The organism is Krasilnikovia sp. MM14-A1259, from assembly GCF_047159535.1.
Lineage (GTDB): Bacteria > Actinomycetota > Actinomycetes > Mycobacteriales > Micromonosporaceae > Actinoplanes.
Genome location: NZ_BAAGAJ010000002.1, coordinates 4217170 through 4240293, shown reverse-complemented (window position 1 = coordinate 4240293; position 23124 = coordinate 4217170). Strand labels below are relative to the sequence as shown.

The window sequence follows — 23124 nt, the reverse complement described above, 5'->3', positions numbered from 1 at the left end:
ACGGTGCGGGTCACGTGCAAACCGACGTTCAGCCCATATGTCAGACGATCTGGGAATGCTCCGATACCTGATCGGGTCAGCCGCAGACTCCCGCGACCGGGGTCAGCCACGCGGTCATCAGGGTCTCCAGCGACTTGTCCAGGTCCGCCGTACTCTTGATCTTGTCGAGGAGCGCGGAGTCCTGCGCGCTCTTGGCGAACTTGGCCGCCGACTCCGCGCCCGCCTTGCGCAACTCCGGGTCCTGGGCTGCCGCGGTCTCCTTGCGGACCTTGTCGGCCACCGCCTTCAGCTGGGCGCGTGCGGCCTTGGCCGCCTTCTCCGCGGCATCGGCCTGCTTCGCCTCCCGCAGGGCGATCATCCGGCCGAGCTCCGTACCGAAGTTCTTCAGATCCTTGCTGTAGATCGTCTCCAGCTTGCCGCACACCTGCCGGGTGTCGGCGGCATAGTTCGGCTTGCTCTCCGCCGGTACGGCCACGGCGGGCGGCGTGGAATGGGCGCCCGCGGCGGACGGGGTGGCCGGCGGCGCGTCGTCACCGCAGGCCGCCGCGGTCAACAGGGCGCCGCCGAGGGTCACGGCCAGGATGGCGCGTCGCATCACAATGGATCCTGTTCGTCGGGGCCGGGGGCACGTGGCACACGGAGGAGCAAACCCTCGGGACGATACGTGCGCTTCCCGGCCGCGTCCAACCCGAGCCGTACCACCTGGGCGGTACGGCCGCTCCATTGTCGATTTTCGCCCTCCCTGCCTGCCAGGCCCGGGGCTAGCATGAACCGAGATCGATGCCGTTACCCCAGGCGAAGGGGACGAGGTCGACATTTCGCCAGCACAGCGATGACGCGTCGCGGACCGAGTCTCCGGGCTGCCGGTATGGGGCTGATGCCAGGCTCGGTGACGCCGAAGTTACCTCACAAAACATGTCTAACCTCCTAAAATGCCCTTAACGGCCGAGGTGGAGGGATGAGGTGATGGCTGGGCAGCAGGATGAGGCTGACCGGCGAGGAGTACGCGAGCCGTCGCTGGCTGACGCCATCATTCCGATGGTCGTCCTCGCCGGGCTGATCGCCGCATCACTCGCCCTGTTCGGGCTGGACGCCTTGGACGGCCCCATTCAGGTCGCGTTGATCGTCTGCGTACTGGTCGCCGGGCTCATCGGCATGCGCAACGGCCACACCTGGGCCGACGTCGAGCGGGCCGCACAGAGCGCGTTCACGTCGATCACCAGCGCGGTCCTCATCCTGTTCGCGGTCGGTGCCCTGATCGGTGTCTGGAACCTCTCCGGCACGATCCCCACTCTGGTCTACTACGGCATCCAGGTGCTCTCGCCGGTGTGGTACTACGCGGCCACGGCGCTGATCTGCGGCGTGGTCGCCCTGAGCATCGGCAGTTCGTGGACCACCGCCGGAACGATCGGCGTCGGCCTGATCGGGGTCGCCGCGATGCTCGGGGTCTCTCCGGCGATCACGGCCGGTGCGGTCATCTCCGGGGCTTACCTGGGCGACAAGCTGTCGCCGCTGTCGGAGACCACCGTGCTCACCGCGCAGATGGTCCAGGTCGACGTGCACGAGCATGTGAAGCGCCAGGCATGGACGTCGATCCCCGCGTTCGTCGTCGCGTTCGCCGTGTTCCTGGTGCTCAGCCTGGTCCGCGCCCCGGACGTGCACAACCCGGTCGGCAAGGAGGTGGAGCTGCACAGCCTCGCCGACATCTACCACATCACCCCGTGGAACCTGCTGCCGCTGGTGCTGCTGGCCGTCCTGTCCATCCGCAAGGTGCCCGCCACGCTGGCCCTGCTGAGCTCGGCGCTGTTCGCCGGGATCCTCGGGGCGTTCCTGCAACCCGACGTGATGAGACAGTTCGTCGGCGGAGCTTGGGAGCATCCCGTGCTCGGCTCCGTCAAGGGCATCTGGCTGGCGATGGCGAACGGCTTCACCATCGACAGCGGTATCGCCGACATCGACAGGCTGCTCTCCCGTGGCGGCATGGACAGCATGCTGACCACGTTGTGGCTGATCATCGGGGCGGTCACGTTCGGCGCGGTGCTGGAGGAGTTCGGGCTCATCGGCCGGCTGGTCGACCCGATGATCCGTACCGCCCGTACGCGTGGCCGGCTGTTCGCCACCGTGTTCGGGTGCGGGTTCGGGCTCAACGTGGTCGCCGGGGACCAGTACATCGCGCTGGTGCTGCCGTCGCGGGTGTTCCGCGTCGAGTTCGCCCGGCGCGGGCTGGCCCCGACCAACCTGTCCCGGCTGGCGGCGGACAGCGCCACGGTCACCTCACCGCTGGTGCCGTGGAACTCCTGCGGCGCGTTCATGGGCGCGGTGCTGGGCGTGCCGACCCTGTCGTACCTGCCGTACAGCGTCTTCAACTACGCCAGCCCCGCGCTGAGCGTGCTGTACGGCATCACCGGATTCCGCATCGAGAAGGTCCCTGTGTCGTCGCCGTAGCCCCCGCGAACGAGAGAAGGCCATGACCGCCACCGACACGAACACGACGCAATCCGCCGCCGCGAAGCTCAGCTTCTGGACCATGACCGCGATGGTCGTGGGCGGGATGGTGGGCGCCGGCGTCTTCTCGCTGCCGCGCCGCTTCGCGCAGGAGACCGGGGTGGCCGGGGCGCTGATCGCCTGGGTCATCGCCGGCACCGGCATGCTCATGCTGGCGTTCGTCTTCCAGACCCTCGCGATCCGCAAACCCGACCTCGACGCCGGGGTGTACGCGTACGCCAAGGCCGGTTTCGGCGAGTACCCGGGCTTCTTCGCCGCGTTCGGCTACTGGGCCAGCGCGTGCGTCGGCAACGTCACGTACTGGGTGCTGATCATGTCGACGATCGGCGCGATCGCCCCCGCGCTCGGCGAGGGCGACACGCTGCTCGCGGTAGCACTGTCCACGCTCGGCCTGTGGGGGTTCTTCTTCCTGATCCGGCGCGGCATCAGGGAAGCCACCGCGATCAACCGCATCGTCACCGTCGCCAAGGTGGTGCCGATCCTGGTCTTCGTCCTGCTGGCGCTGTTCTACCTGGACCCGAAGGTGTTCGCGGACAACATCGGCGGCGCCGACTACGCGGGCTCGCTGTTCAACCAGGTACGCGGCACGATGCTGGTCACGGTGTTCGTCTTCCTCGGCGTCGAGGGCGCCAGCGTGTACTCCCGGCACGCCCAGCGCCGCGAGGATGTCGGCCGCGCCACGATCCTCGGGTTCCTCAGCGTTTTCGCGGTCTTCGCCTCGGTCACCATCGTGTCGTACGGCATCCTGCCGATGGGCGAGATCGCGGAGCTGCGCCAGCCGTCCATGGCCGGCGTACTGGAGGCGGCGGTCGGCACCTGGGGCAAGGTGTTCGTCAGCATCGGGCTGATCGTCTCCGTGCTCGGGGCGTACCTGGCGTGGACGCTGATGGCCGCCGAAGTGCTGTTCGTCGCCGCCAAGGACGACGACATGCCCCGGTTCCTGCGCGGGGTCAACTCCGCGGACGTCCCCGTACCGGCGCTGCTGCTGTCGACCGCGCTGTCGCAGCTGTTCCTGATCGTCACGATGTTCTCCGAGAACGCGTTCTCGTTCGCGCTCGACCTCACCAGCGCGCTGACGCTGATCCCGTTCCTGCTGGCCGCCGGGTACGCGGTCAAGATCGCGCTCGGTCGCGCCGAAGTCGCCCGGGGCGCCACCCGGGAACTCGTCATCGGCGGGCTGGCCACGGTGTACGTCGCGTTCCTGTTGTTCGCCGCCGGCCTGAAATTCGTCCTCGTCTCGTTCATCGTGTACGCCCCCGCCACGATCCTGTTCGTGATGGCCCGCCGCGAGCAGGGCCGGCGCCTGTTCAACCCCGCCGAGACGGTGCTGTTCGCCGTGTCGATCGCCGGCGCCGTCCTCGGCATCGTCGCCCTGGCTGCCGGCTGGATCCACCTCTGACCCTGTTAACCCACGCCGAGACATGGAGGCCCGCGTGACCACCACCCAGGACAAATCCCTCGCGGAAGGCTACGGCGTCTACTCCGAGGTCGGCCGGCTGCGCAAGGTGCTGGTCTGCGCGCCGGGTCTGGCGCACCGCCGGCTCACCCCCACCAACGCCGACGACCTGCTGTTCGACGACGTCATGTGGGTGGAGAACGCCCAGCGCGATCACGCCGACTTCGTCAACAAGCTGCGTGCCCGCGGTGTCGACGTGGTGGAGCTGCACGACCTGCTCGCCCAGACCATGGCGATCCCGGACGCACGGTCCTGGCTGCTCGACCGCAAGATCGTCGCGAACGAGGTGGGCCTCGGCCTGGTCGACGACACCCGTGCCTTCCTGGAGTCACTCGACAGCGGTCAGCTCGCCGAGTACCTGATCGGCGGGCTGGCCACCACCGACCTGCCCGACGACTTCCGCCCGGAGTACGTCGCCCTGGCCCGCGAGGGCACCGGCGCCCGCGAGTACCTGATGCCGCCGCTGCCCAACACGCTCTACACCCGCGACACCACCTGCTGGCTGTACGGCGGCGTCACGCTCAACCCGCTGTTCTGGCAGGCCCGCAAGGACGAGACCCTGCTGATGAAAGCGATCTACGAGTACCATCCGGACTTCGTGGGCGCCACGGTGTGGTGGGGCGACCCGGAGAAGCAGTGGGGGCAGGCGACGTTCGAGGGCGGCGACATCATGCCGGTGGGCAACGGGGTCGTCCTGATGGGCATGAGCGAGCGCACCTCCCGGCAGGCCATCACCCAGGTGGCCGCGGCCCTGTTCGCGCAGGGCGCCGCCGACCACGTGGTCGTCGCGGGCATGCCGAAACTGCGGTCGGCCATGCACCTTGACACCGTGTTCACGTTCGCCGACCGGGACGTGGTCACGCTGTATCCAACCATCATGGACGGAGTGCGCGCGTTCTCGCTGCGCCCGGCCGACCGGGCGCCCGGCGTCGACATCGTCGACCACGGCTCCCGGCCGTTCGTCGACGTGGTCGCGCAGGCGTTGGGCCTGTCCGGGCTTCGGGTCATTGCGACCGGCGGCGATGTGTACGCCTCCGAGCGCCAGCAGTGGGACAGCGGCAACAATGCGGTCGCGCTGGAACCGGGCGTGGTGTTCACGTACGACCGCAACACCCAGACGAACACGCTGCTGCGCAAGGCCGGCGTGGAAGTGATCACCATCGTCGGTGCGGAGCTCGGCCGGGGCCGCGGCGGCGGCCACTGCATGACGTGCCCGATCATCCGCGAACCGGTGTCGTTCTGAGGAAGTCTGTCAGAGGATGAGGGGGTGACTGTCGAGAACGGCTACCGCATCGAACGCGACACGATGGGCGAGGTCCGGGTCCCCGCCGACGCGCTGTGGCGGGCGCAGACCCAGAGGGCGGTGGAGAACTTCCCGATCTCCGGACGCGGGCTGGAGCCCACGCACATCCACGCCCTGGCCCGGATCAAGGGGGCGGCGGCGCAGGCCAATGCGGCTCTCGGCGTACTCGAAGAAGATCTTGCGAAGGCGGTCGAGACTGCCGCCGCGCAGGTCGCGGACGGCGCCCACGACGACCAGTTCCCGATCGACGTGTTCCAGACCGGCTCGGGCACGTCGTCGAACATGAACGCCAACGAGGTCATCGCCACCCTCGCCGCCCGCGAACTGGGCCGCCCGGTGCACCCCAACGACCACGTCAACGCGTCCCAGTCCAGCAACGACGTCTTCCCCTCCTCGATCCACCTGGCTGCCACCGAGGCCGTCACCAGCGACCTCATCCCGGCGCTGGACCACCTGACCACCGCGCTGAACGCCAAGGCCGCGGACTGGGCCGAGGTGGTCAAGAGCGGCCGCACCCACCTGATGGACGCGACCCCGGTCACCCTGGGTCAGGAGTTCTCCGGGTACGCCGCGCAGGTGCAGAACGGCCTCGACCGCCTCACCGACACGCTGCCCCGGCTCGGCGAGCTGCCGCTGGGCGGCACCGCGGTCGGCACGGGGGTGAACACGCCGCCCGGCTTCGCCCCGGCGGTCATCGAGCGGCTGCGCGAGGCGACCGGCCTGCCGCTCTCCGAGGCGCGCAACCACTTCGAGGCGCAGGGCGCCCGGGACGCGCTCGTGGAGGCGTCCGGCCAGCTCCGGGTCGTCGCGGTCAGCCTGTACAAGATCGTCAATGACATCCGGTGGATGGGCTCCGGCCCCCGGGCCGGTCTGCGCGAGCTGAGCCTGCCCGACCTGCAGCCCGGCTCGTCGATCATGCCGGGCAAGGTGAACCCGGTGGTCCCCGAGTCGGTGCGCCAGGTCTGCGCGCAGGTGATCGGCAACGACGCGGCGGTCGCGTTCGCGGGCACCCAGGGCGACTTCGAGCTCAACGTGATGCTCCCGGTGATGGCCCGCAACCTGCTGGAATCCATCCGGCTGCTGGCCGCCGCCGCGCGCATGCTGGCCGACCGGTGCGTGGCCGGCCTGACCGCCAACGTCGAGGTGGCCCGCGCGTACGCCGAGGGATCGCCGTCGATCGTCACCCCGCTCAACCGCCACCTCGGGTACGACGAGGCCGCCGCGATCGCCAAGCAGGCATTGGCGACCGGACGGTCGATCCGTGAGGTGGTGCTGGAGCGCGGCCACGTCGATGCCGGGCGGGTCACCGAGCAGCAGTTGGACGAGGCCCTGGACGTGCTCCGGATGACCCGTCCCTGAGCCCCGGGACGGGCGGCAAACCGCTCGCCCCGGTCGGTACCCTTAGACGGTGACGCTGCGCTTGTACGACACCGCGACCCGATCGGTCCGGGACTTCGTCCCGATGACGCCCGGTCAGGTGGGGATCTACCTGTGCGGTCTCACGGTGCAGTCCGTCCCGCACATCGGCCACCTGCGCAGCGGCGTCAACTACGACATCCTGCGCCGCTGGTTCCGCCACTCCGGGTATGACGTCATGTTCATCCGCAACATCACGGATGTCGACGACAAGATCCTCGACAAGGCGGTCGAGCAGGGCCGGCCGTTCTGGTCCATCGCGTACGAGAACGAGCTCGTGCTGGCGGCCAACTACCGCGCGCTCAACGTGCTGGAGCCGACGTACGAGCCGCGGGCCACCGGCCACATCACCGAGATGCACGAGCTGATCGGCGAGCTGATCGCGCGCGGCCGGGCATATCCGGCCGAGGCGGGCAACGGCGACGTGTACTTCGACGTGCCGTCCTATCCGGAGTACGGCGCCCTGTCCGGGCAACACCCCGACGACATGCGCGTCCCCACCGACGGCGGTGAGCCGGACAAGCGGGACTTCCGCGACTTCGCCCTGTGGAAGGGGGTCAAGCCGCAGGAGCCCGCGGACGCGGCCTGGTCCTCCCCTTGGGGGCCCGGCCGCCCCGGCTGGCACATCGAGTGCTCCGCGATGGCCAAGCGCTACCTGGGCGCCGAGTTCGACATCCACGGCGGCGGGCTCGACCTGACGTTCCCGCACCACGAGAACGAGATCGCCCAGTCCCGCGCGGCCGGGCTGCCGTTCGCCCGGTACTGGGTGCACCACGCGCTGCTCAACCTCGGCGAGGCCAAGATGAGCAAGTCGCTGGGCAACGTCATCGACCTCGACGCGGTGCAGGCCCTGGGCGTTCGCCCGGTCGAGCTGCGCTACTACCTCGGCAGCCCGCACTACCGCTCCCGCATCGACTACTCCGACGAGGCGCTGCGCGAGGCCGCGACCGCGTACCGGCGGATCGAGGGGTTCGTGACCCGCGCCGCCGAGGTGGCCGGGGCGGGGGAGCCGGGCCCGGTGCCGGACGCGTTCGCCGCCGCGATGGACGACGACCTCAACACGTCCGCGGCACTGGCGGTCGTGCACGACACGATCCGCGAGGGCAACACCGCCCTGGCGGCGGGCGACCAGGCGGGCGTCGGGCACGCCCTGGCCGCCGTCCGCGCCATGCTGGGCGTGCTCGGCATCGACCCGCTGGACGAGGCGTGGGGCGGCACCGAGCGCGGCGGCGACCTCAAGCCCGTGGTGGACGCGCTCGTGGCGTTGGCCCTCGAGCAGCGGGCGCAGGCCCGCACACGTAAGGACTGGGCGGCCGCGGACGCGGTGCGTGACCAGCTCAAGCACGCCGGCATCCAGGTGGAGGACACTCCGGCCGGGCCGCGATGGACCGTAGGGGAGCAACACTGATGCCGGGCAACTCGGCCAACCGCAGCCGCCGTGTGGCGTCCAAGAAGGGCGCCGCACAGGGATCTGGCGGCAAGAACCGCAGCGGGCTCAAGGGCCGCGGCAAGACCCTGCCCGCCGACGAGCGGCCGTGGCACAAGGGCTACTCCGGCACCGAGAAGCTGCCCGACAAGACCGCCCGCAAGCAGGACAAGGAGCGCCGCGCCGCGGCGGCCGAGGGCCGTGCCCCGAAGGTCGGCGTTCCCGGCACCAAGGACACCACCTGGGGCAAGGGCTGGCGGGGCACCGGCAAGCCCGCCGCGCGCGGCAAGGTGCAGCCGCACCGCGGCCCGCGGATCGCCCCCGGCCGCCGTTCCCACCCCACCAAGGAAGGCCCCGAGCTGCTGCTCGGGCGCAACCCGGTGGTCGAGGCGCTGCGGGCGGGCATCCCCGCCACCGCCCTGTACGTGGCACAGGGCCTCGACATCGACGAGCGGATCACCGAGATCGTCCGGACCTCCGGCGACCGGGGCATCCCGATCTTGGAGATCAGCCGCGCCGAGCTGGACCGGATGACCGGTGGCGTGCTGCACCAGGGCGTCGGACTGCAGGTGCCCCCGTTCGCGTACGAGCAGTTCGACGACCTGGTCGCCGCGTCCCTGGAGCAGACCGCCCCGCTGCTCGTCGCTCTCGACGGGGTGACCGACCCGCGCAACCTGGGCGCGGTGATCCGGTCCGTGGCCGCGTTCGGCGGGCACGGCGTCTTCCTGCCCGAGCGGCGCGCCGCGGGCATCACCGCGACCGCGTGGCGCACCAGCGCCGGGGCGGCCGCCCGCGTCCCCGTCTCCCAGGTCGTCAACCTGACCCGGGCCATCAAGGCCTGCCAGCAGGCCGGCTTCACCGCGATCGGCCTCGACGCGGACGGCGAGACCGACCTGTACGAGCTGGAGGCCGCGGTCGGCCCGTTGCTGGTCGTGGTCGGCTCCGAAGGGCGCGGCCTGTCCCGGCTCGTCGGCCAGACCTGTGACCTGCGTGTCGGCATCCCGATGGCTTCCACGGTGGAGTCGCTGAACGCCAGCGTCGCCGCCGCGGTCACCCTCGCTGAGGTGGCCCGCCGCCGCACGTTCGGCTGACCCCCCGCCGCCGGACGCCGACCCGTAGCATGACGGGCCGGCGTTACGGCGGCGGAGGAGCAGCATGACGGACCCCGGCTTCACCCAGGATGCCGGCCCTGGTACCCCATCCATCGATGCTGCGCGGCCCGGGCCGGAGCCGGACTATGCCGAGCCGGTCGACCCCTGGGCGGACGGCGAGGCCACCGCATTCGCGCCGGGCGGAGCAGACTCCCACCCCGTCCCGCTTCCGGACACCTGGCCGGACGAGCGTGGAGAGCGCCCGGTCCCGGCGTACCGGAAGAAGTGGTTCTGGCTGGTGGCCGCCGCCACCGCGATCGTGCTCGGTGCGGGCGCCACCCTCGCCGTGGTGTTCTGGCCCGGCTACCGGGCGCTGGACTACCACGCCCTCGGCGAGCCCCGCCGGGTGGCCCCGGCCGTGCCCTTCAGCGGCCATTTCATCACCGCCACCGTGCGTGACGATCGGGCGTACCTTGCCAGCGTGTCGGACGACGGCGTGCTCGGCATCGTCGCCGCCGACACCCAATCCGGCACCCGGTTGTGGGCCAAAACCGCCCCGGGCAGCGCCGAGGACTGGGAGCGCCTCGTCGCGCTGCCCGATGCCCTGGTCGCGTTGTCCGCCGCGGACGACGACCAGCGCCGGCTGGTGCTGCTCGACCCCGGCACCGGTGACCTGCTCTGGCAGCGGACCGTCGGCGAGGACGACGGCCTGCTGTTCGCCGACGACACGGTGGTGCTCGTGGACCGGAACCAACACCGGCTCGTCGGTCTGGAGACCCGCGGCGGCGGCAAGGTCCGCTGGGAACTGAAGGACCCCGCCGCCCCGTCCGGTTCGGACGACACCGCCGTCTACCCGGCCGGCACCCCCGACGACCTCGGCGGGCCGGCCACGGCCGCGGGCCTTCCGATCGCCCCGGTACTCGACGGCGACGAGCACATCGTCCAGATCGGCGCGGACCGCTCGGCCAGGGTGATCGACGCGGCCACCGGGAAAGTCCTGTCACTGCCGCGGCAGAGCGTCGCCGACCCCGATGACCAGGTGCTCGCGTACGACGGCCGGCTGATCGTCGCCGAGTCGGACGACGCCCGCCGGATCGTCGCGTACGACCTGGCGAAGCTGGGCGAGCCGCGGGTGCTCTACACCGCACCGGACACGAACACCCGGTTCACGCACCTCACCCCGTGCGACGCCGACGGAGTCTGCTTCGTGCAGACCACCAACTCCGACGCGCACACCGCGCGCGTGGTCGCCGTGAATGCGGCCGAGGGCGGGCGGCGCTGGGAGCGCCCACTCGCCGACACGGGCAACCTGGTGCCCGTCGGCGACTCGCTGCTCGCCGCGCAGGACACGTCGCCCGCGCAGGTCAGCCTGCTGGGCGCGGACGGAACGGTCCGGTGGACCCGTGAGGGCGCCGCGGCTCGGCTCGACGGGGGCAACATGCTGCGCTTCGCCAAGCCGCTGTCGACCTCACCGGACGACGTGTCGGTCGCCGGGGAGCACCTCGGCGACGACGGCGTCGAACTGGGCCCGCTCAGCGGTGTGCGGTCGGCGACCTGCGCCTGGAACACGACCGTGCTGGCGTGCGCGGCCGACAAGGACTTCGTGCTCCGGTCGTTCGCCGGTTGAACGACGAAGGCCGGCCCCCGCGCGGGGCCGGCCTTCGAGACATCTCAGATCAGATACGTACGCCCGTGCCGGCGTGGAAGACGTGCACGTTGTCCGGCTGCGGCCGGATGAACACCGTCTCGCCCATCGTCGGCATGCTCCGCCGGTCCGTACGGACGACGAAGCGCTCCGAGCCGCCGTCCAGAGCCGCATGGCCGTACACGTTCGCGTCCGAGCCCAGGTCCTCGACCAGGTCGACGACGATCGGCATCCCGCCCGCGGTCGGGGCCACCAGCTCGGTCGCCTCCGGCCTGAAGCCGATCGTGACCTTCCCGCCGCCGCTCTGCGCGTCCGCGACCTGCCCACGGCTCAGCGGCAGCAGCATCGGGCCGAAAGCGGCGCCCGACTCGCTCAGCGGCACCGTCTTGATGTTCATCGCCGGGGACCCGATGAAGCCCGCGACGAAGACGTTGCCCGGGGCGTCGTACAGGTTCCGGGGGGTGTCGCACTGCTGGAGCACACCGTCGAGCATGACCGCCACCCGGTGGCCCATCGTCATGGCCTCGACCTGGTCGTGGGTCACGTACACGGTCGTGATGCCCAGCTTGGCCTGCAGCGTCGCGATCTGCGAACGGGTCTGGACACGCAGCTTGGCGTCGAGGTTCGACAGCGGCTCGTCCATGAGGAAGACCTGCGGTTCACGCACGATGGCCCGGCCCATGGCGACGCGCTGGCGCTGGCCGCCGGAAAGCGCCTTCGGCTTGCGGCCAAGGTACTCGTCGAGCTGAAGCAGCTGGGCCGCCTCTTTGACCCGGCGGTCGATCTCCGACTTGGGGGTCTTGCGGAGCTTCAGGGCGAACGCCATGTTCTCGTACACCGACATGTGCGGGTACAGAGCGTAGTTCTGGAAGACCATCGCGATGTCGCGGGACTTCGGGGGGAGGTTGGTGACGTCCTTGCCCTCGATGAGGATCCGCCCGCGGTCGACGTCCTCCAAGCCGGCGAGCATGCGCAGGCTGGTGGACTTGCCACAACCCGAGGGGCCGACGAGGACCAGGAACTCGCCGTCGCCGATCTCGAGGTTGAGCTCGTTGACCGCGGGGCGCTCCTGACCGGGATAGATCCGGGAGGCCTTTTCGTAGGTGACCGTAGCCATGGTGAAGCGCTTCCTTTCCACCGGCAGGAACGTGCCGGACGATCCGAGTGGAGGAACATGAGCCCACCCCGTCCGAAGATGAGGCAGGCTCGCTGACCGTCACGGTAGGTCAAATCGCCTCACCTGCCAAGGTCCTGTGCCATCAGGTGGACCTGGGGCTGGGCAGGCGCGGGCGGGGGCGCGGGCGGAGGGCCCGGAGCGGCTATGCTTCAGGGCGCATGCCCCTGTAGCTCAGTTGGCCAGAGCACTCGCCTTGTAAGCGAGATGTCGTCGGTTCGATTCCGACCGGGGGCTCCACCATCACAGACCCGCGAAAGCTCGGTCTACCTCCGACCGCGGCGTTTCGCTTACCCGCAGTGACGATTTGGCGGGACGATCTTCCAAACTGGCGCTACTGGATCGGGTCCAGGTCTACCATCGCGGCGTGCACGACGAGGACCCGAGCGGCTACGCCTGGCGGGTACTCGGCCTGCTCCTCCGGGTGCTGGGCTCCCTCGCCGCCACCGTGCTGTGCTGGATCGGCGCAGCCGGCTCGTTCATCGCGGCCGTGTGGGCGATCCACCCATGGCCGGGCGATCACCGCGAGCCGGCATTGGCCGTCGCCTACGTGCTGTTGCTGGTACTGCTGATCGTGGCACCGTCTGTGGCGTGGCGATTTCTGCTGCCAGGCACCCGTTGGTGGAGCGCCGCTCCGTTCGTGCTGCTCGCAGCCGGCGCGGTCGGCGGATTCCTGTTCGTGATCTGATCGCCGTGTTGGCGAGGGCGTCGGCCATCGACTATCCGGCAGACATCCCGTTGGATCCCCGGTGGGTTCGCAAGATCGCGCGCAGGGCGGAGCGCACGGGCGTTCGCTGCGGGGAGGGCAGGCTTCCCCGGGCGGCGATGTAGGCCTCCTGCGCGGCGAGTGCCTCGGCGTGCTCACCGCGGATGGCGTGCAGCTCGGCCTTCTCCTGATACACCCGGACCAGAAGTTGCCGCAGGTCACGTCCGGTGCACTGCAGATGCGCGTCGTGCAGGGTCGCCAGGGCCCGGCCGGTCGCGCCGAGCCCGCGCTGAGCCCGGGCCAGTGTCAGCAGGTACTCGGCCAGTTCCTCCGCGTCATTTGGCCCGGCACCCTTGCAGCGGGCGATGCACACCTGAAGCGTCTGCTCCGCCTCGGCGTACTCGCCGTTGGTGATCTGGATTGCGCCGATCGTTTCCAGCGCGTCCGCATCGAGGTGGTAGCCGCGCGCCACGGCGTTGTCCTGCATCCGCCGCGCGATCCGCCCCGCCTGCGGAAAGTCACCGGTCTCGTACTCGGCGTAGGCCCAGTTGTTCAGCACCACGGTGAGCCGTTCCCACTCGTGGAGCTGCCGGGCCAGTTCTTCGGCCTGCCGGTAATGCGGCCGTGCCGCCTCGATGTCTCCGTTCTCGGACAGCGCATCGGCCAGCCTGACACGGTGCCAGATCTGCATGTGTGCGGTGGCCGCCTCGTCGAGCAGCTCGACCGCGCTCACGGAATGCGCCAGGAACCTGGCCGCGTGGCCGGCCATTCTTTCGATGTTCGCCCGCACCAGATGGGCACGCGCTTGCAACCGGCGGTCACCGTGTTTACGCGCCCACGCCTGGATGCCTTTGATCTGCCGGGCAGCTCCCGGGACGTCGCCGGTACGCCGGAGCATGTCGGTCCAGCACAGGCGGGCCCGCATGAGCAGGGCCTCGTCGCCCAGAGCCTCGGCCTGCCGTTCGAGCTCCACCGCGATGGCGTACCCGGCGGTGGCGTCGACGATGACCCGGTCCTCCAGCGCCAGCAGCGCAGCGGACAACTGCTCAGCGTCGGCCGCACTGCCGTTCAACCCGAGACGGTTCACCGCAGTCTCATCGGTCGTGAGCCCACGATGATGAGAATCTGCCCGGCCCGCGCGCGGGAGGGGACGAACAGCCGACCGTACGTGTGGTGTGGGCGTGGTGAACTCCCTGACCATGATCGAGACCGCCTCCCGGACCACTGCGGCGCTCAAGCGCTGGCGCCCGTTCGTGGTGGGCGGGTACGTCGTCGTGGCCACCGCGGTCACGTTCGCCGCGTCGTACGAACCGAGCCTGCTGTCGCCCGTCGGCATTGCAGCGCTCGTTCTCGCGCCCCTGGCGGTCCTCAGCGGTCTGGCCGGCAGTGTTGCGCTCGCACTTCCCTACATGACCGGGCTGACGGATGCCGACCCCGACGAGTACAGCCTCACCTGGTGGCTGCCGTTCATCATGTTCGGCGCCGTCGCCAACGCGGTCCTCTACCTCGTCATCGCCCGCGCCTGGCGCAGGCGCCGCCGCCCGCACAGCGTCGACGGCGCGTGAGTTGATCCACGCAGTTCGCCCACCGGGCCTCCGCTAGCCTTCTTCGATGATCACCTTGACCCGGGCGACGCTGACCGGCGCCGAGTTGGACAGCCTCGTCGACATCTGCCGGTCCCAGCCGGAGTACTGGCGGTCGAGCGGGGACCAGGACCCTGATGCGATGTCCCGGGCTGCGGTCGAGGTGATGCTGCGCGAGGACGCGGAGGCCGACGGGTGCGAGACCGTCGTCGGCCGGGACGGCGAAGGCCGGGTCGTGGGCTTCGCCCAACTGCTGCTGCGCCACCCGATCGACGGTCACCCATGGATCGGGCTGCTGCTGGTCGACGGACGGGTCGGGCGCCAAGGGTACGGACGGGCGATCGTCGCCGCGGTCGAGGACCGTTTCCGGGCCGACGGCGCCACAGCCGTACGGCTCGGTGTCCTTGTGGCGAATGCCGAGGCGTTGCCGTTCTGGGAAGCACTGGGCTACCGGCAGATCGATCTGCGCCCGGACCGCGCCAAGGCCCGCCCCACCCGCGTGATGGAGAAGCTTCTCCTGCCGGCCTGTTCGGGCTGAGGTGGTCAGGCGACGTCGCGGTCGCGGTAGGCGCGGGGAAGGCGCTCCCGTGACAGACCCGCGACGACGCGGTTGCGTCCCTCGTGCTTGGCGGCGTAGAGGTTGCGGTCGGCGGTGGCCAACGCGGCGGACTGGCTGGGCGGCGAGCATTGGCGGACCGAGGCCACACCGATGCTGACGGTGACGGGCAGATGCCGGGTGATGTCGTGCCAATCGTGTCCGCCGATGGCCGCACGGATGCTGTCGAGCGTGGTGGCCGCGTCCGTGAGGGGGGTGGCGGGCAGGACGAGCAGGAACTCCTCCCCGCCGAGGCGGGCGACGAACCCGCCCGGGACGGCCGCGGCCAGACCGATCTCCAGCAGCTGCGCGACCTGTTCGAGCACCTGGTCGCCGGTGTCGTGGGAGAGCTGGTCGTTGATCCGCTTGAAGTAGTCGATGTCCGCGATCGCCAGGCTCAGGCCGGGGTCGCCGGCGATCAGGGCGGGCAGTTCCTCGTCGACGTAGCGGCGGTTGCGCAGGCCGGTCAGCGGGTCGCGGCGGGCCTGCTCGCGGAAGCGTTCGGCCTCCTCGCGGGCTTCGGTGGTCTCGAACATCGCCTGCCGGGCCTGAGCCTGTGCCTCCCGTTCCTGCGAGCGCAGGCTTTCGCGGGCGGCGATGAACACCTTCAGTTCGGCGAACGCCGCGACATGGTCGCCCCGGGCGGCATGCAGGTCGGCCTGTTCCTCGTGCACCTGGACCAGGACTTCCTGCATGCCGAGTTCGACGCACCGCGCGCGGCAGGCATCCAGGCTCTCCTGGGCCCGTACGTGATCACCGAGGCCGCGCCGGGCGCGGGCCAGGGTGAGCTGGTAATAGACCAGGTCGGCGACGGCCTCGAAGTCTCCCGCGTCGTACCGGGCGATGCACGTCAGCATCGTCTGCTCGGCTTCGGCGTACTCGCCGTTGGCGGCCTGTACTTCGCCGACCGTGTGCAGGGTCGGCGGGTCGAGCTGGAGGCCGCGCTCCTCGGCGTGCTCGATCATCCGGGCGATGACCTCGCGGGCCCGGACGAAGTCGCCGCTCTCGAACTCGTAGTGCGCCCAGTTGTTGAGCAGGTCGTTCAGCAGTTCCCACTGGTGCGCCTTCCGGGCCAGGACCTCGGCCTGCCGGTAGCGCTGCCGGGCCGCGTCCATGGCGCCGGTGTCGGCCAGCGCATCGGCCAGCCGGATGCGATGCCTGACCTGGGTGAATACGGTGGCGGTGTCGTCGAGCAACTCGACCGCGCTCAGTGAGTGCTCCAGGCGCTTGGCCGCGTCGCCGGACAGCCGCTGAATCAGCGCGCACTGCCCGTGGGCGCGGGCCTCCAGGTTGCGGTCGCCGTGCTCGGCGGCCCATTGCTGGATGTCGTAGACCTGCCGCGCGACCCCCGCGATGTCGCCGGTCCGCACCGCCATGTTGGTCCGGCAGAGCCGGGCGCGCATGACGAGACGCTCGTCGCCCAGCGCGGCGGCCTGCTGTTCCAGCTCCACCGCGGTGGCCAGTCCGCCCGTGGCGTCCGCGACGAACTGCTCCTCCATCGCCAGGAGGGCAGCCGACACCGCCTCGGCACCCAGCGTGTTGCCGCCCATCGGTCCACCCCCCGGCTCAATCCCTCTGATGTTTCCCATCGGCCAGGGGAGCCGTTCGTTTAGCCGCGCGCGACGCCTGCGCCGGGCCGTCGGCGGTGAGCGGCCGTCGCAGCCGTGCCTGAGACCGGGAGAAACGCCCATCTCGACACGCAGCGTCGAATACGTGACCTACGATGATCATTGACCTTGAACCCGAATAATAATGGTCATTCGTGACGTCAGTCGTCGCGCCGACGGCCGCGGATCCACCCGCCTGGTGTCGTGAGTGGATGGTCGGAACTGTGCGTGCCTCACTACGATCCAGGCATGAGTACGGAGGCCCCGCGTGACGCCGCCGCGAGGCGATCCGTGTTGTCCCGGCTGCGCGACGGGCTGGGCCAGAACGGCGACGACGCCCGCCCCCATTTCGTGGTCTGCGGGTCGGACGCCCTGGTGTACACACTCGCGGAGGAGCTCGCGAACTCGGGACATCGGATCCGGCTGACCGTCATCGCACCCACCCGGGTGCGGTCCGACGTTCCCGACCTGGGGCAGCTGCGCAACATCAAGGTGGTACGGGCGGACCGGCTCGACGAGCGTACGTTCCGGGCGGCCGGACTGTCCGGCGCGGCGGCGCTGGCGCTGGTGATGCCGGACGACGTGGTCAACCTGCACGCGGCGCTGTGCGCCCAGGCCGTCGAGCCCGATCTGCGGCTGGTCATCCGCATGTTCAACTCCGGCCTCGGGTACGGCGTACGCCACCTCTTCGCCGACTGTGCGGTGATGTCCGACGCCGCGATGGCCGCGCCGGAGTTCGTGGCGGCCGCGCTGGGCGAGGTGGCCCCGACCTACTTCCGGCACGCGGGTCGCACGCTGTATCTCGCGCGGCGGGCCGACGTACACGAACGTCATGTGGTCTGTGCCGTGACCGCGACCGACAGCAAAGGGCAGGTGGCCGTGCTGCCGGCCGAGCCGCCACCCGGCGCGGAGAGCCCGGAGGATCTGGTCCTCGCCGAGGCCACCGGTCGCCCGGCGGGCCAGGCCCTGGCCGCCCAGCGGCTGGTGCGGGCGCGGCGGCGGCGGTGGCCGTTCGCGGTCGTCGGCCGGGCCTTCCGCGGCGCACTCAGCCGCAAGCTCGGCGTGGCGGTGCTGATCACGCTGGGGGTGACGCTGGTCGCGGGCGCGGTGCTGGCGCACTTCGACCACGTGCACGGACTCTGGCGTTCGCTGTACGTCACGCTGCTCACCGCGGTCGGGTCGTCCGATGTGGAGGAGAACCGCAACGCGGTCGCGCAGGCCGCCCAGCTCGTGCTGACGATCGCCGGGCTCGCGCTGCTGCCGCTGATCACCGCGGCCGTGGTCGACGGCATGGTCAACGCGCGGCTCGCGCTGGCCGACGGCCGCACCCGGCAGGTGCACACGGATCACATCGTCCTGGTCGGGCTCGGGAACGTGGGCACCCGGGTGTTGCGGCAGCTCAAGGACTTCGGCCTGGACGTGGTGGCGATCGACCGCAACGCCGACGCCCGCGGCGCGAAGATCGCCCAGCGGCTGGGAGTGTCGTTCATCGTGGGCGACGCGGGCCTGGAGGAGACGCTGCGCGCCGCGTCCGTCGAGACGTGCAAGGCGCTCGTGGTCGTCTCCACCGACGACGTGACGAACCTGCAGGCCGCCCTGAACGCCCGGGCGCTACGCGGGGACGTGCGGGTGGTGCTGCGGCTGTTCGACGACGACTTTGCGCGGCGCGTGCAGAGCGCGTTCGCGATCAACACCTCGCGCAGTGTGTCCCGGCTGGTGGCGCCCGCGTTCGCGGCCGCCATGCTGGAACGCGACGTGCTGGCCACCCTGCCGGTCGAGCGGCACGCTCTGCCGGTCGCGGAGGTGACCGTGGCCGCGGGCGCGCCGCTGATCGGGCGGGAGCTGCGCCAGGCGGACCGGCCACTCAGCGTACGGGTGCTCGGCCTGTCCCGCCCCGGGTCGCAGTGGGTGGACTGGCGGCCGGATCCGTCGCACACGCTGGTCGCGGGCGACCGGCTGCTCGTGGTGGCCCGCCGGGCCGGGCTGCGGGCCCTGGCCGAACAGGCCGCCCCGCCCCCGCCGCCGCTGGAGCACGCCCGCCTCGACGTGGCCCACTAGCGGACATGGCCCACCGGCGCTAGCCGAGAATCTCGTCCAGCGAGCCGACCTCGACGCCCAGCACGGCCTGCTCGTCGGGCTTCTTGACCAGCACCTCCGTCAGGTACGACTGCACCGCGGGCGCCATGCCGACGTCGCGGCCGGCCCGCTCCGACAGCAGCCACTTGTGCTCGATGATCTGCGCGAAGATCTCCTGCGGCTCCAGCTTGCGCCGCAGATGCCCGGGCACCGCCCGTACCACCGGCTCGAACACCTCGGTCAGCCAGCGGTGCGCGGCCTGCTGTTCGTCGATCAGGTCACTCTCGGCCCGGTACGCGTCCAGGTCGTTGAGCAGCGACCGGGCCTGATTCTCCTCCGAGTCCAGGCCGGTCAGGCGCAGCAGCCGCCGGGTGTGGTAGCCGGCGTCGACCACCTTCGGGCGGACCCGGTAGCCGCCGTCCATGGTGGACATGGCCACCTCGGCGACGTCGAAGCCCATCTCGTTGAGACGGCGGATGCGCCGCTCGATGTTGTGCCGGGCGTCGCGCGGCACCTCCTGCTCGTACGTGACCTCGTGCCACAGCCGCTCGTAGCGGGCCACGATGTCGTCGACCACCGCCTCCGGGTCGATCGACGGGTGCAGCAGCTCGGCAGCCTGCAGGTCCAGGGACTCGCCGAAGATGTTGAGCCGCAGCACCTCGATGTCCTCCAGGCGCTGCCCCTCGCTGAGCCGCGGATACAGGCTGCCGGTCTCGGCGTCCACCAGGTACGCGGCGAACGCCCCGGCGTCACGCCGGAACAGCGTGTTGGACAGCGAGCAGTCGCCCCACGCGAACCCGGTGAGGTGCATCCGCACGATCAGCGCGGCCAGCGCGTCCAGCAGCCGGTTCAACGTTTCGGGGCGCAACACGTGCGAGAACAGCGCCCGGTACGGCAGCGAGAACTGCAGGTGCCGGGTGATCAGCACACTCTCCAGCGGTTCGCCGTCGGCGGTCTGCCGGTCCGTGACCACGGCGACCGCCCGTACCGCGGGGAAGTCGATGCGCTCCAGCGCGCGCAACAGGTCGTACTCCTTCTCGGCGATGCGCTCGCGGGTCTCCTTCAGCGCGTACACGGTCTCGTTGAGTTTGACGAAGCGGACGACGTGCCGCGAGATGCCCTGGGGCAGCGCGACCAGGTGGTCCGCGGGCCACTGCTCCAGCGGCACCCCCCACGGCAGATCGAGCAGCGCCGGGTCGACGACGGCGGAGGTGATGCGCACGCCCCCCAGTCTGCACACGTACGCCCAGTGCGACAGCGCGTCGCCGCCCGAGGTGGTTCGTTACACAGGCCGGAGCACCACGTTGGTCCATATGTCTCTGATGTGACTCAAGTGGCGGGAGTGGCATGCAACGCAGGGTGAGCATCCTCGTCGGGACGCTCGCGGCCCTCACCCTGGTCGCGGCCGGCGCCGCCCTGGCCTGGACGGCACTGTCCGGCGAGGGCCGCAGCGTCGGCACCTGGCACGACGCCCCGGCAGTGGCCCAGTCCCCGGTCGCGGCCCAACGGCCCGCCGGCCAGCCGGTGCGCGACACCCACGGGGCGACAGCCCCGGCCGGGGCACCTCCTTCGGCCGTCGGGGGCCAACAGCAGGTCGGCGACCTGGTCCGGGTGAACCGCCGACTCGGGTACGCCGCGGCGGAGACGTTCCGCTTCCCCGGGGCGACGTACGTGAAGGTGCATTTCAGCCGGATGCACCTGGGCCCGGGGGAACACGTCGACGTGGCCAGCCCCGACGGCGCGGAGGCGTACCGGTACGACGCGCCCGGCGCCGCGGGCACCTGGGCCATGTCGATCACGGGGGACACGGCCGTCGTCCGGCTGTACCGCGGCAGCCGGTCGTCGCGGCCCGCCGTCACCGTGGACCGCGTCGCCCGCGGATTCAGCGCCGCCGAGCAGCGGCTGGTCCCGGAGGCCCAGCTCACGAGACCCGGGACCACCGGCCGGGAGGAATCGGTGTGCGGCCTGGACGACAGCACCGAGGCGGCCTGCTACCGCTCCGCCAACCCGGTCGCGTACGCCCGGTCCCGGGCCGTGGCCCGCCTGCTCATCAACGGCACGCAACTGTGCACCGGCTGGCGCGTCGGCGCGAAGAACCGGATGCTCACGAACAACCACTGCTTCACGTCGTCCCGCGAGGCGTACGGCACCGAGGTGTGGTTCAACTACGAATGCGCCAGGTGCGGCGGCGGCGCGGCGCTGCGCCCGGTCAAGGTGTGGGGTGACCGGGTGTTGTCGACCAACCGCACCTACGACTACACGCTGTTCACGGTCGACGACTTCAGCCGGGTGCAGAAGTTCGGGTACCTCGCCTTCGAGACCGCGCGGCCCGTCAAGGGCCAGGAGCTGTACATCCCGCAGCACCCGGCGGGCGAACCCACCCGCATCACGGGCGGCCTGAAGGAACGCGCCGGCACGTGCGCGGTCGCCGACCCCACGTACGACGGGTACGCCAAGGACTCGGACGTCGCCTACTACTGCGACACCGAGGGCGGCTCGTCCGGCAGCCCGGTGATCTCCCGCGCGACGAACCGGGTCGTGGCGCTGCACCACTTCGGCGGCTGCCCCAACTCCGGCGTACGGGCGGACCTCCTCGCCGCCCGGCTGCGTGGCCTCCTGTGATCGCTGCCGGTGCCCTGGCCTGCTGTGATCCGTGCCGCGCTGGGCGGGCCCGGGTAGCCCACGCTGGGTAGCGTGGGCCGGGTGGAGCGGACAGCGGTGCGTACCCGGGTCCGGCCGGTGACCGGCTGGTGGCTCGACGCTGCCCTGCTCGTGGCGTTCGGGCTGCTGACCCTCGCGCTGGCCCGCGGGCACCTGCTGAGCGCGGACGAGGCGGTCGCCGACTGGGCGCTCGCTCACCAGCCCGTCCCGCTGCACTGGGCCGCCCGGGTGCTCAACTACCTCGGCCAGGGCGGTCAGGTGCTGATGCCGGTCGCGGGGCTGCTCGCGCTGCTGCTCGCCCGGCGGACCCGGTCGGTGCGGCCGGTGCTGGTGTGCGCGGGCGCGTTCGTGCTGACGTACCTGACGATCGGGCCGCTGAAGGTGTGGCTGGACCGGGCGGCGCCGAAGTTCCACGGCCCGCAGCGGGCGGTGCTGTTCAACGCGTACGCATCCGGCAAGGACGCCCTGAGCTATCCGTCCGGGCACGTCGCCAACGCCCTGGTCTGGTACGGCGTGATCGCCCTGCTGGCCGGTGCGCTGCTGCGCGCGTACGGTCGGGGGCCGCTGTCGTCGCGGGCCCGGGCCGCGTTGCGTCTGCTGCCGCCGGTGATCGTCTTCTGCACGACGACGTACTTGGCGTTCCACTGGATCACCGACTCGGTCGCCGGGCTGCTGCTCGGGCTGATCCTGGCCCGCCTGATGGCCCGCGTCCCGTGGGACGCCGTGCCGCTGCCGCGACTCCCCGGCGGCGTGGACCGCCCCGCAGGGCTGACCTGACCGACAGCGTGGGCGCCTCGGGGCTTACGGCGCGGCGCGGCGGCTGGATAATGCTCCGGTGAGCGTTGAGAGCCTGCCGTCACGGTTCGCCACCGCGGCCAGCCGGGTGCCCGCCTGGGACGAGTTCCACGGCCCGGACAGCGGCGATGTGAACCTGCCGACCAGGCTGTTCTGGTCCGGATCCCCCAGCTTCTCGATGGATGATCCGCTCGAACGGCTGGCGCTGTACACCACACTGTTCGACGCCGGGCAGCGTGAAGACATCGCCCGCTACATCAACCGGGATCTGCTGGTGCACGATTGGCCGCAGATGCGTCGCCTGACCTCCCGGGAGCTGATCGGCATCTGGGAGAAGCGCCTTCCCGCTCTGGCCTCGGCCTGAACGCGGCCCGCAGTGGATCCGTTCCATCGGCGGCTTGCCCACCTGGTGCTCACGGCTGACGAGAAGCTTGGTTTGGTTCTTGCTGGTGGATATGCGATCCGCGCCCACGGGCTGACCTGTCGGCCGTCGCAGGATCTGGACTTCGTGACCCGGTCGCCCCTGCCGATGGCAGAGGTCGTCGACCGGCTGGCGCAGGTGTTGCGGGAGGCCGGGTGCGCGGTGGCGGTGATCGAAGCAGCGCCACTCATGGCGCGCATGGAGACGACCTTCGAGGGGCGGGTCTGCGAGATCGACCTGCTGAAGGGACCGATCGGCTCGCCGGTGTTGTTGGAGATCGGACCGGTCCTGGCAATGGACGACGCGGTCGGCATGAAGGTCGCGGCCCTGCATGACCGCGCCACACACCGGGATTTCGTCGATGTGCATGCCGCGGCGGACGCTGGATATACCCTGACCGACCTTGAGCGACTTGGTGCTGCACACAAGCCGGGCTTCTCGGTCGAGGAACTGATGGATCGACTGGAAGCGGTGGAGCTCCGCGCCGACCAGCGGTTCTTGGACTACGGGCTGACCGGCGAACAGATCGCTGAGTTGCGTCGGTGGGCGCTGGTCTGGGCCCACGGCATCCGTCGCCGGCTGGCATCCGGCAATATCGACATTGCCGGTCCGACCGCATCGGAACCCGACTGGGACGAGTACCTGAAGGACTGACCTTGACGCC

Annotated in this window: 20 protein-coding genes and 1 tRNA gene; 16 read left to right on the top strand and 5 right to left on the bottom strand. The window is 70.7% G+C overall.

What is annotated here, in order from left to right; translation table 11 throughout:
- Positions 1–76: 76 nt before the first annotated feature.
- Positions 77–595, bottom strand: a complete 519-nt coding sequence (locus tag ACMCNK_RS19115; RefSeq protein ID WP_412737760.1) for a hypothetical protein — start codon at positions 593–595, stop codon at positions 77–79.
- Between the two features lie 371 nt (positions 596–966).
- Between ACMCNK_RS19115 and nhaC the strand changes: the two genes are divergently transcribed.
- The 7 genes from nhaC to ACMCNK_RS19080 all read left to right on the top strand — a co-directional run bounded on the left by nhaC (position 967) and on the right by ACMCNK_RS19080 (position 10824).
- Positions 967–2445 carry a Na+/H+ antiporter NhaC gene (gene nhaC, locus ACMCNK_RS19110; protein ID WP_412737759.1) on the top strand — a complete coding sequence of 493 codons (1479 nt, stop codon included), beginning with the start codon at positions 967–969 and terminating at the stop codon, positions 2443–2445.
- A gap of 22 nt (positions 2446–2467) precedes the next feature.
- Positions 2468–3904, top strand: coding sequence for a basic amino acid/polyamine antiporter (locus tag ACMCNK_RS19105; protein ID WP_412737758.1), 1437 nt, complete (start codon positions 2468–2470; stop codon positions 3902–3904).
- A gap of 34 nt (positions 3905–3938) precedes the next feature.
- Positions 3939–5204: an arginine deiminase gene (locus ACMCNK_RS19100; RefSeq protein ID WP_412737757.1), complete on the top strand. Its 1266-nt coding sequence runs from the start codon at positions 3939–3941 to the stop codon at positions 5202–5204.
- A 24-nt stretch (positions 5205–5228) separates the two neighbouring features.
- Positions 5229–6623 (top strand): class II fumarate hydratase, encoded by a 1395-nt coding sequence (locus ACMCNK_RS19095; protein ID WP_412737756.1) that lies wholly within the window; start codon positions 5229–5231, stop codon positions 6621–6623.
- 49 nt (positions 6624–6672) lie between these two features.
- Positions 6673–8088: a cysteine--tRNA ligase gene (cysS, locus tag ACMCNK_RS19090; protein WP_412737755.1), complete on the top strand. Its 1416-nt coding sequence runs from the start codon at positions 6673–6675 to the stop codon at positions 8086–8088.
- A complete protein-coding gene (gene rlmB / locus ACMCNK_RS19085; protein ID WP_412737754.1) occupies positions 8088–9197 on the top strand; it encodes a 23S rRNA (guanosine(2251)-2'-O)-methyltransferase RlmB in 1110 nt (369 codons plus the stop codon). The genes cysS and rlmB overlap by 1 nt, the downstream gene beginning before the upstream one ends.
- Positions 9198–9261: 64 nt before the next feature.
- Complete coding sequence (locus ACMCNK_RS19080; protein WP_412737753.1) at positions 9262–10824, top strand: PQQ-binding-like beta-propeller repeat protein; 1563 nt, start codon at positions 9262–9264, stop codon at positions 10822–10824.
- A gap of 49 nt (positions 10825–10873) precedes the next feature.
- Here ACMCNK_RS19080 and ACMCNK_RS19075 read toward each other — a convergent pair whose 3' ends face one another.
- Positions 10874–11959, bottom strand: coding sequence for an ABC transporter ATP-binding protein (locus ACMCNK_RS19075; RefSeq protein WP_412737752.1), 1086 nt, complete (start codon positions 11957–11959; stop codon positions 10874–10876).
- A gap of 220 nt (positions 11960–12179) precedes the next feature.
- Between ACMCNK_RS19075 and ACMCNK_RS19070 the strand changes: the two genes are divergently transcribed.
- A tRNA-Thr gene (locus ACMCNK_RS19070) sits at positions 12180–12256 on the top strand.
- Positions 12257–12383: 127 nt separating this feature from the next.
- Complete coding sequence (locus ACMCNK_RS19065) at positions 12384–12704, top strand: hypothetical protein (protein WP_412737751.1); 321 nt, start codon at positions 12384–12386, stop codon at positions 12702–12704.
- 31 nt (positions 12705–12735) lie between these two features.
- Here ACMCNK_RS19065 and ACMCNK_RS19060 read toward each other — a convergent pair whose 3' ends face one another.
- Entirely contained in the window at positions 12736–13809 is a 1074-nt protein-coding gene (locus ACMCNK_RS19060; protein WP_412737750.1) for a hypothetical protein, read from the bottom strand.
- 94 nt (positions 13810–13903) lie between these two features.
- Between ACMCNK_RS19060 and ACMCNK_RS19055 the strand changes: the two genes are divergently transcribed.
- Together ACMCNK_RS19055 and ACMCNK_RS19050 are read left to right on the top strand one after the other, a co-directional pair.
- Positions 13904–14287, top strand: coding sequence for a hypothetical protein (locus ACMCNK_RS19055; protein ID WP_412737749.1), 384 nt, complete (start codon positions 13904–13906; stop codon positions 14285–14287).
- Between the two features lie 46 nt (positions 14288–14333).
- On the top strand, positions 14334–14843 hold the full coding sequence (locus ACMCNK_RS19050) for a GNAT family N-acetyltransferase (protein WP_412737748.1): 510 nt from the start codon (positions 14334–14336) through the stop codon (positions 14841–14843).
- Between the two features lie 5 nt (positions 14844–14848).
- Here ACMCNK_RS19050 and ACMCNK_RS19045 read toward each other — a convergent pair whose 3' ends face one another.
- Positions 14849–16450 (bottom strand): diguanylate cyclase, encoded by a 1602-nt coding sequence (locus tag ACMCNK_RS19045; RefSeq protein WP_412737747.1) that lies wholly within the window; start codon positions 16448–16450, stop codon positions 14849–14851.
- Between the two features lie 306 nt (positions 16451–16756).
- On the opposite strand from ACMCNK_RS19045, the gene ACMCNK_RS19040 reads away from it, so the two are divergent.
- Positions 16757–18565: a potassium channel family protein gene (locus tag ACMCNK_RS19040; RefSeq protein ID WP_412737746.1), complete on the top strand. Its 1809-nt coding sequence runs from the start codon at positions 16757–16759 to the stop codon at positions 18563–18565.
- A gap of 19 nt (positions 18566–18584) precedes the next feature.
- Here the strand turns inward: ACMCNK_RS19040 and ACMCNK_RS19035 are convergent, their stop codons facing one another.
- The gene (locus ACMCNK_RS19035) at positions 18585–19805 is read right to left on the bottom strand and encodes a DUF4032 domain-containing protein (RefSeq protein ID WP_412737745.1); all 1221 of its coding nucleotides are present in this window, start codon (positions 19803–19805) and stop codon (positions 18585–18587) included.
- A 125-nt stretch (positions 19806–19930) separates the two neighbouring features.
- On the opposite strand from ACMCNK_RS19035, the gene ACMCNK_RS19030 reads away from it, so the two are divergent.
- From ACMCNK_RS19030 to ACMCNK_RS19015, 4 genes are all read left to right on the top strand, one after another.
- Positions 19931–21205 carry a trypsin-like serine peptidase gene (locus tag ACMCNK_RS19030; RefSeq protein ID WP_412737744.1) on the top strand — a complete coding sequence of 425 codons (1275 nt, stop codon included), beginning with the start codon at positions 19931–19933 and terminating at the stop codon, positions 21203–21205.
- Between the two features lie 81 nt (positions 21206–21286).
- Entirely contained in the window at positions 21287–22021 is a 735-nt protein-coding gene (locus ACMCNK_RS19025; protein ID WP_412737743.1) for a phosphatase PAP2 family protein, read from the top strand.
- Between the two features lie 58 nt (positions 22022–22079).
- Positions 22080–22403, top strand: a complete 324-nt coding sequence (locus ACMCNK_RS19020; protein WP_412737742.1) for a hypothetical protein — start codon at positions 22080–22082, stop codon at positions 22401–22403.
- A 12-nt stretch (positions 22404–22415) separates the two neighbouring features.
- A complete protein-coding gene (locus tag ACMCNK_RS19015) occupies positions 22416–23114 on the top strand; it encodes a nucleotidyl transferase AbiEii/AbiGii toxin family protein (RefSeq protein WP_412737741.1) in 699 nt (232 codons plus the stop codon).
- Positions 23115–23124: the final 10 nt, after the last annotated feature.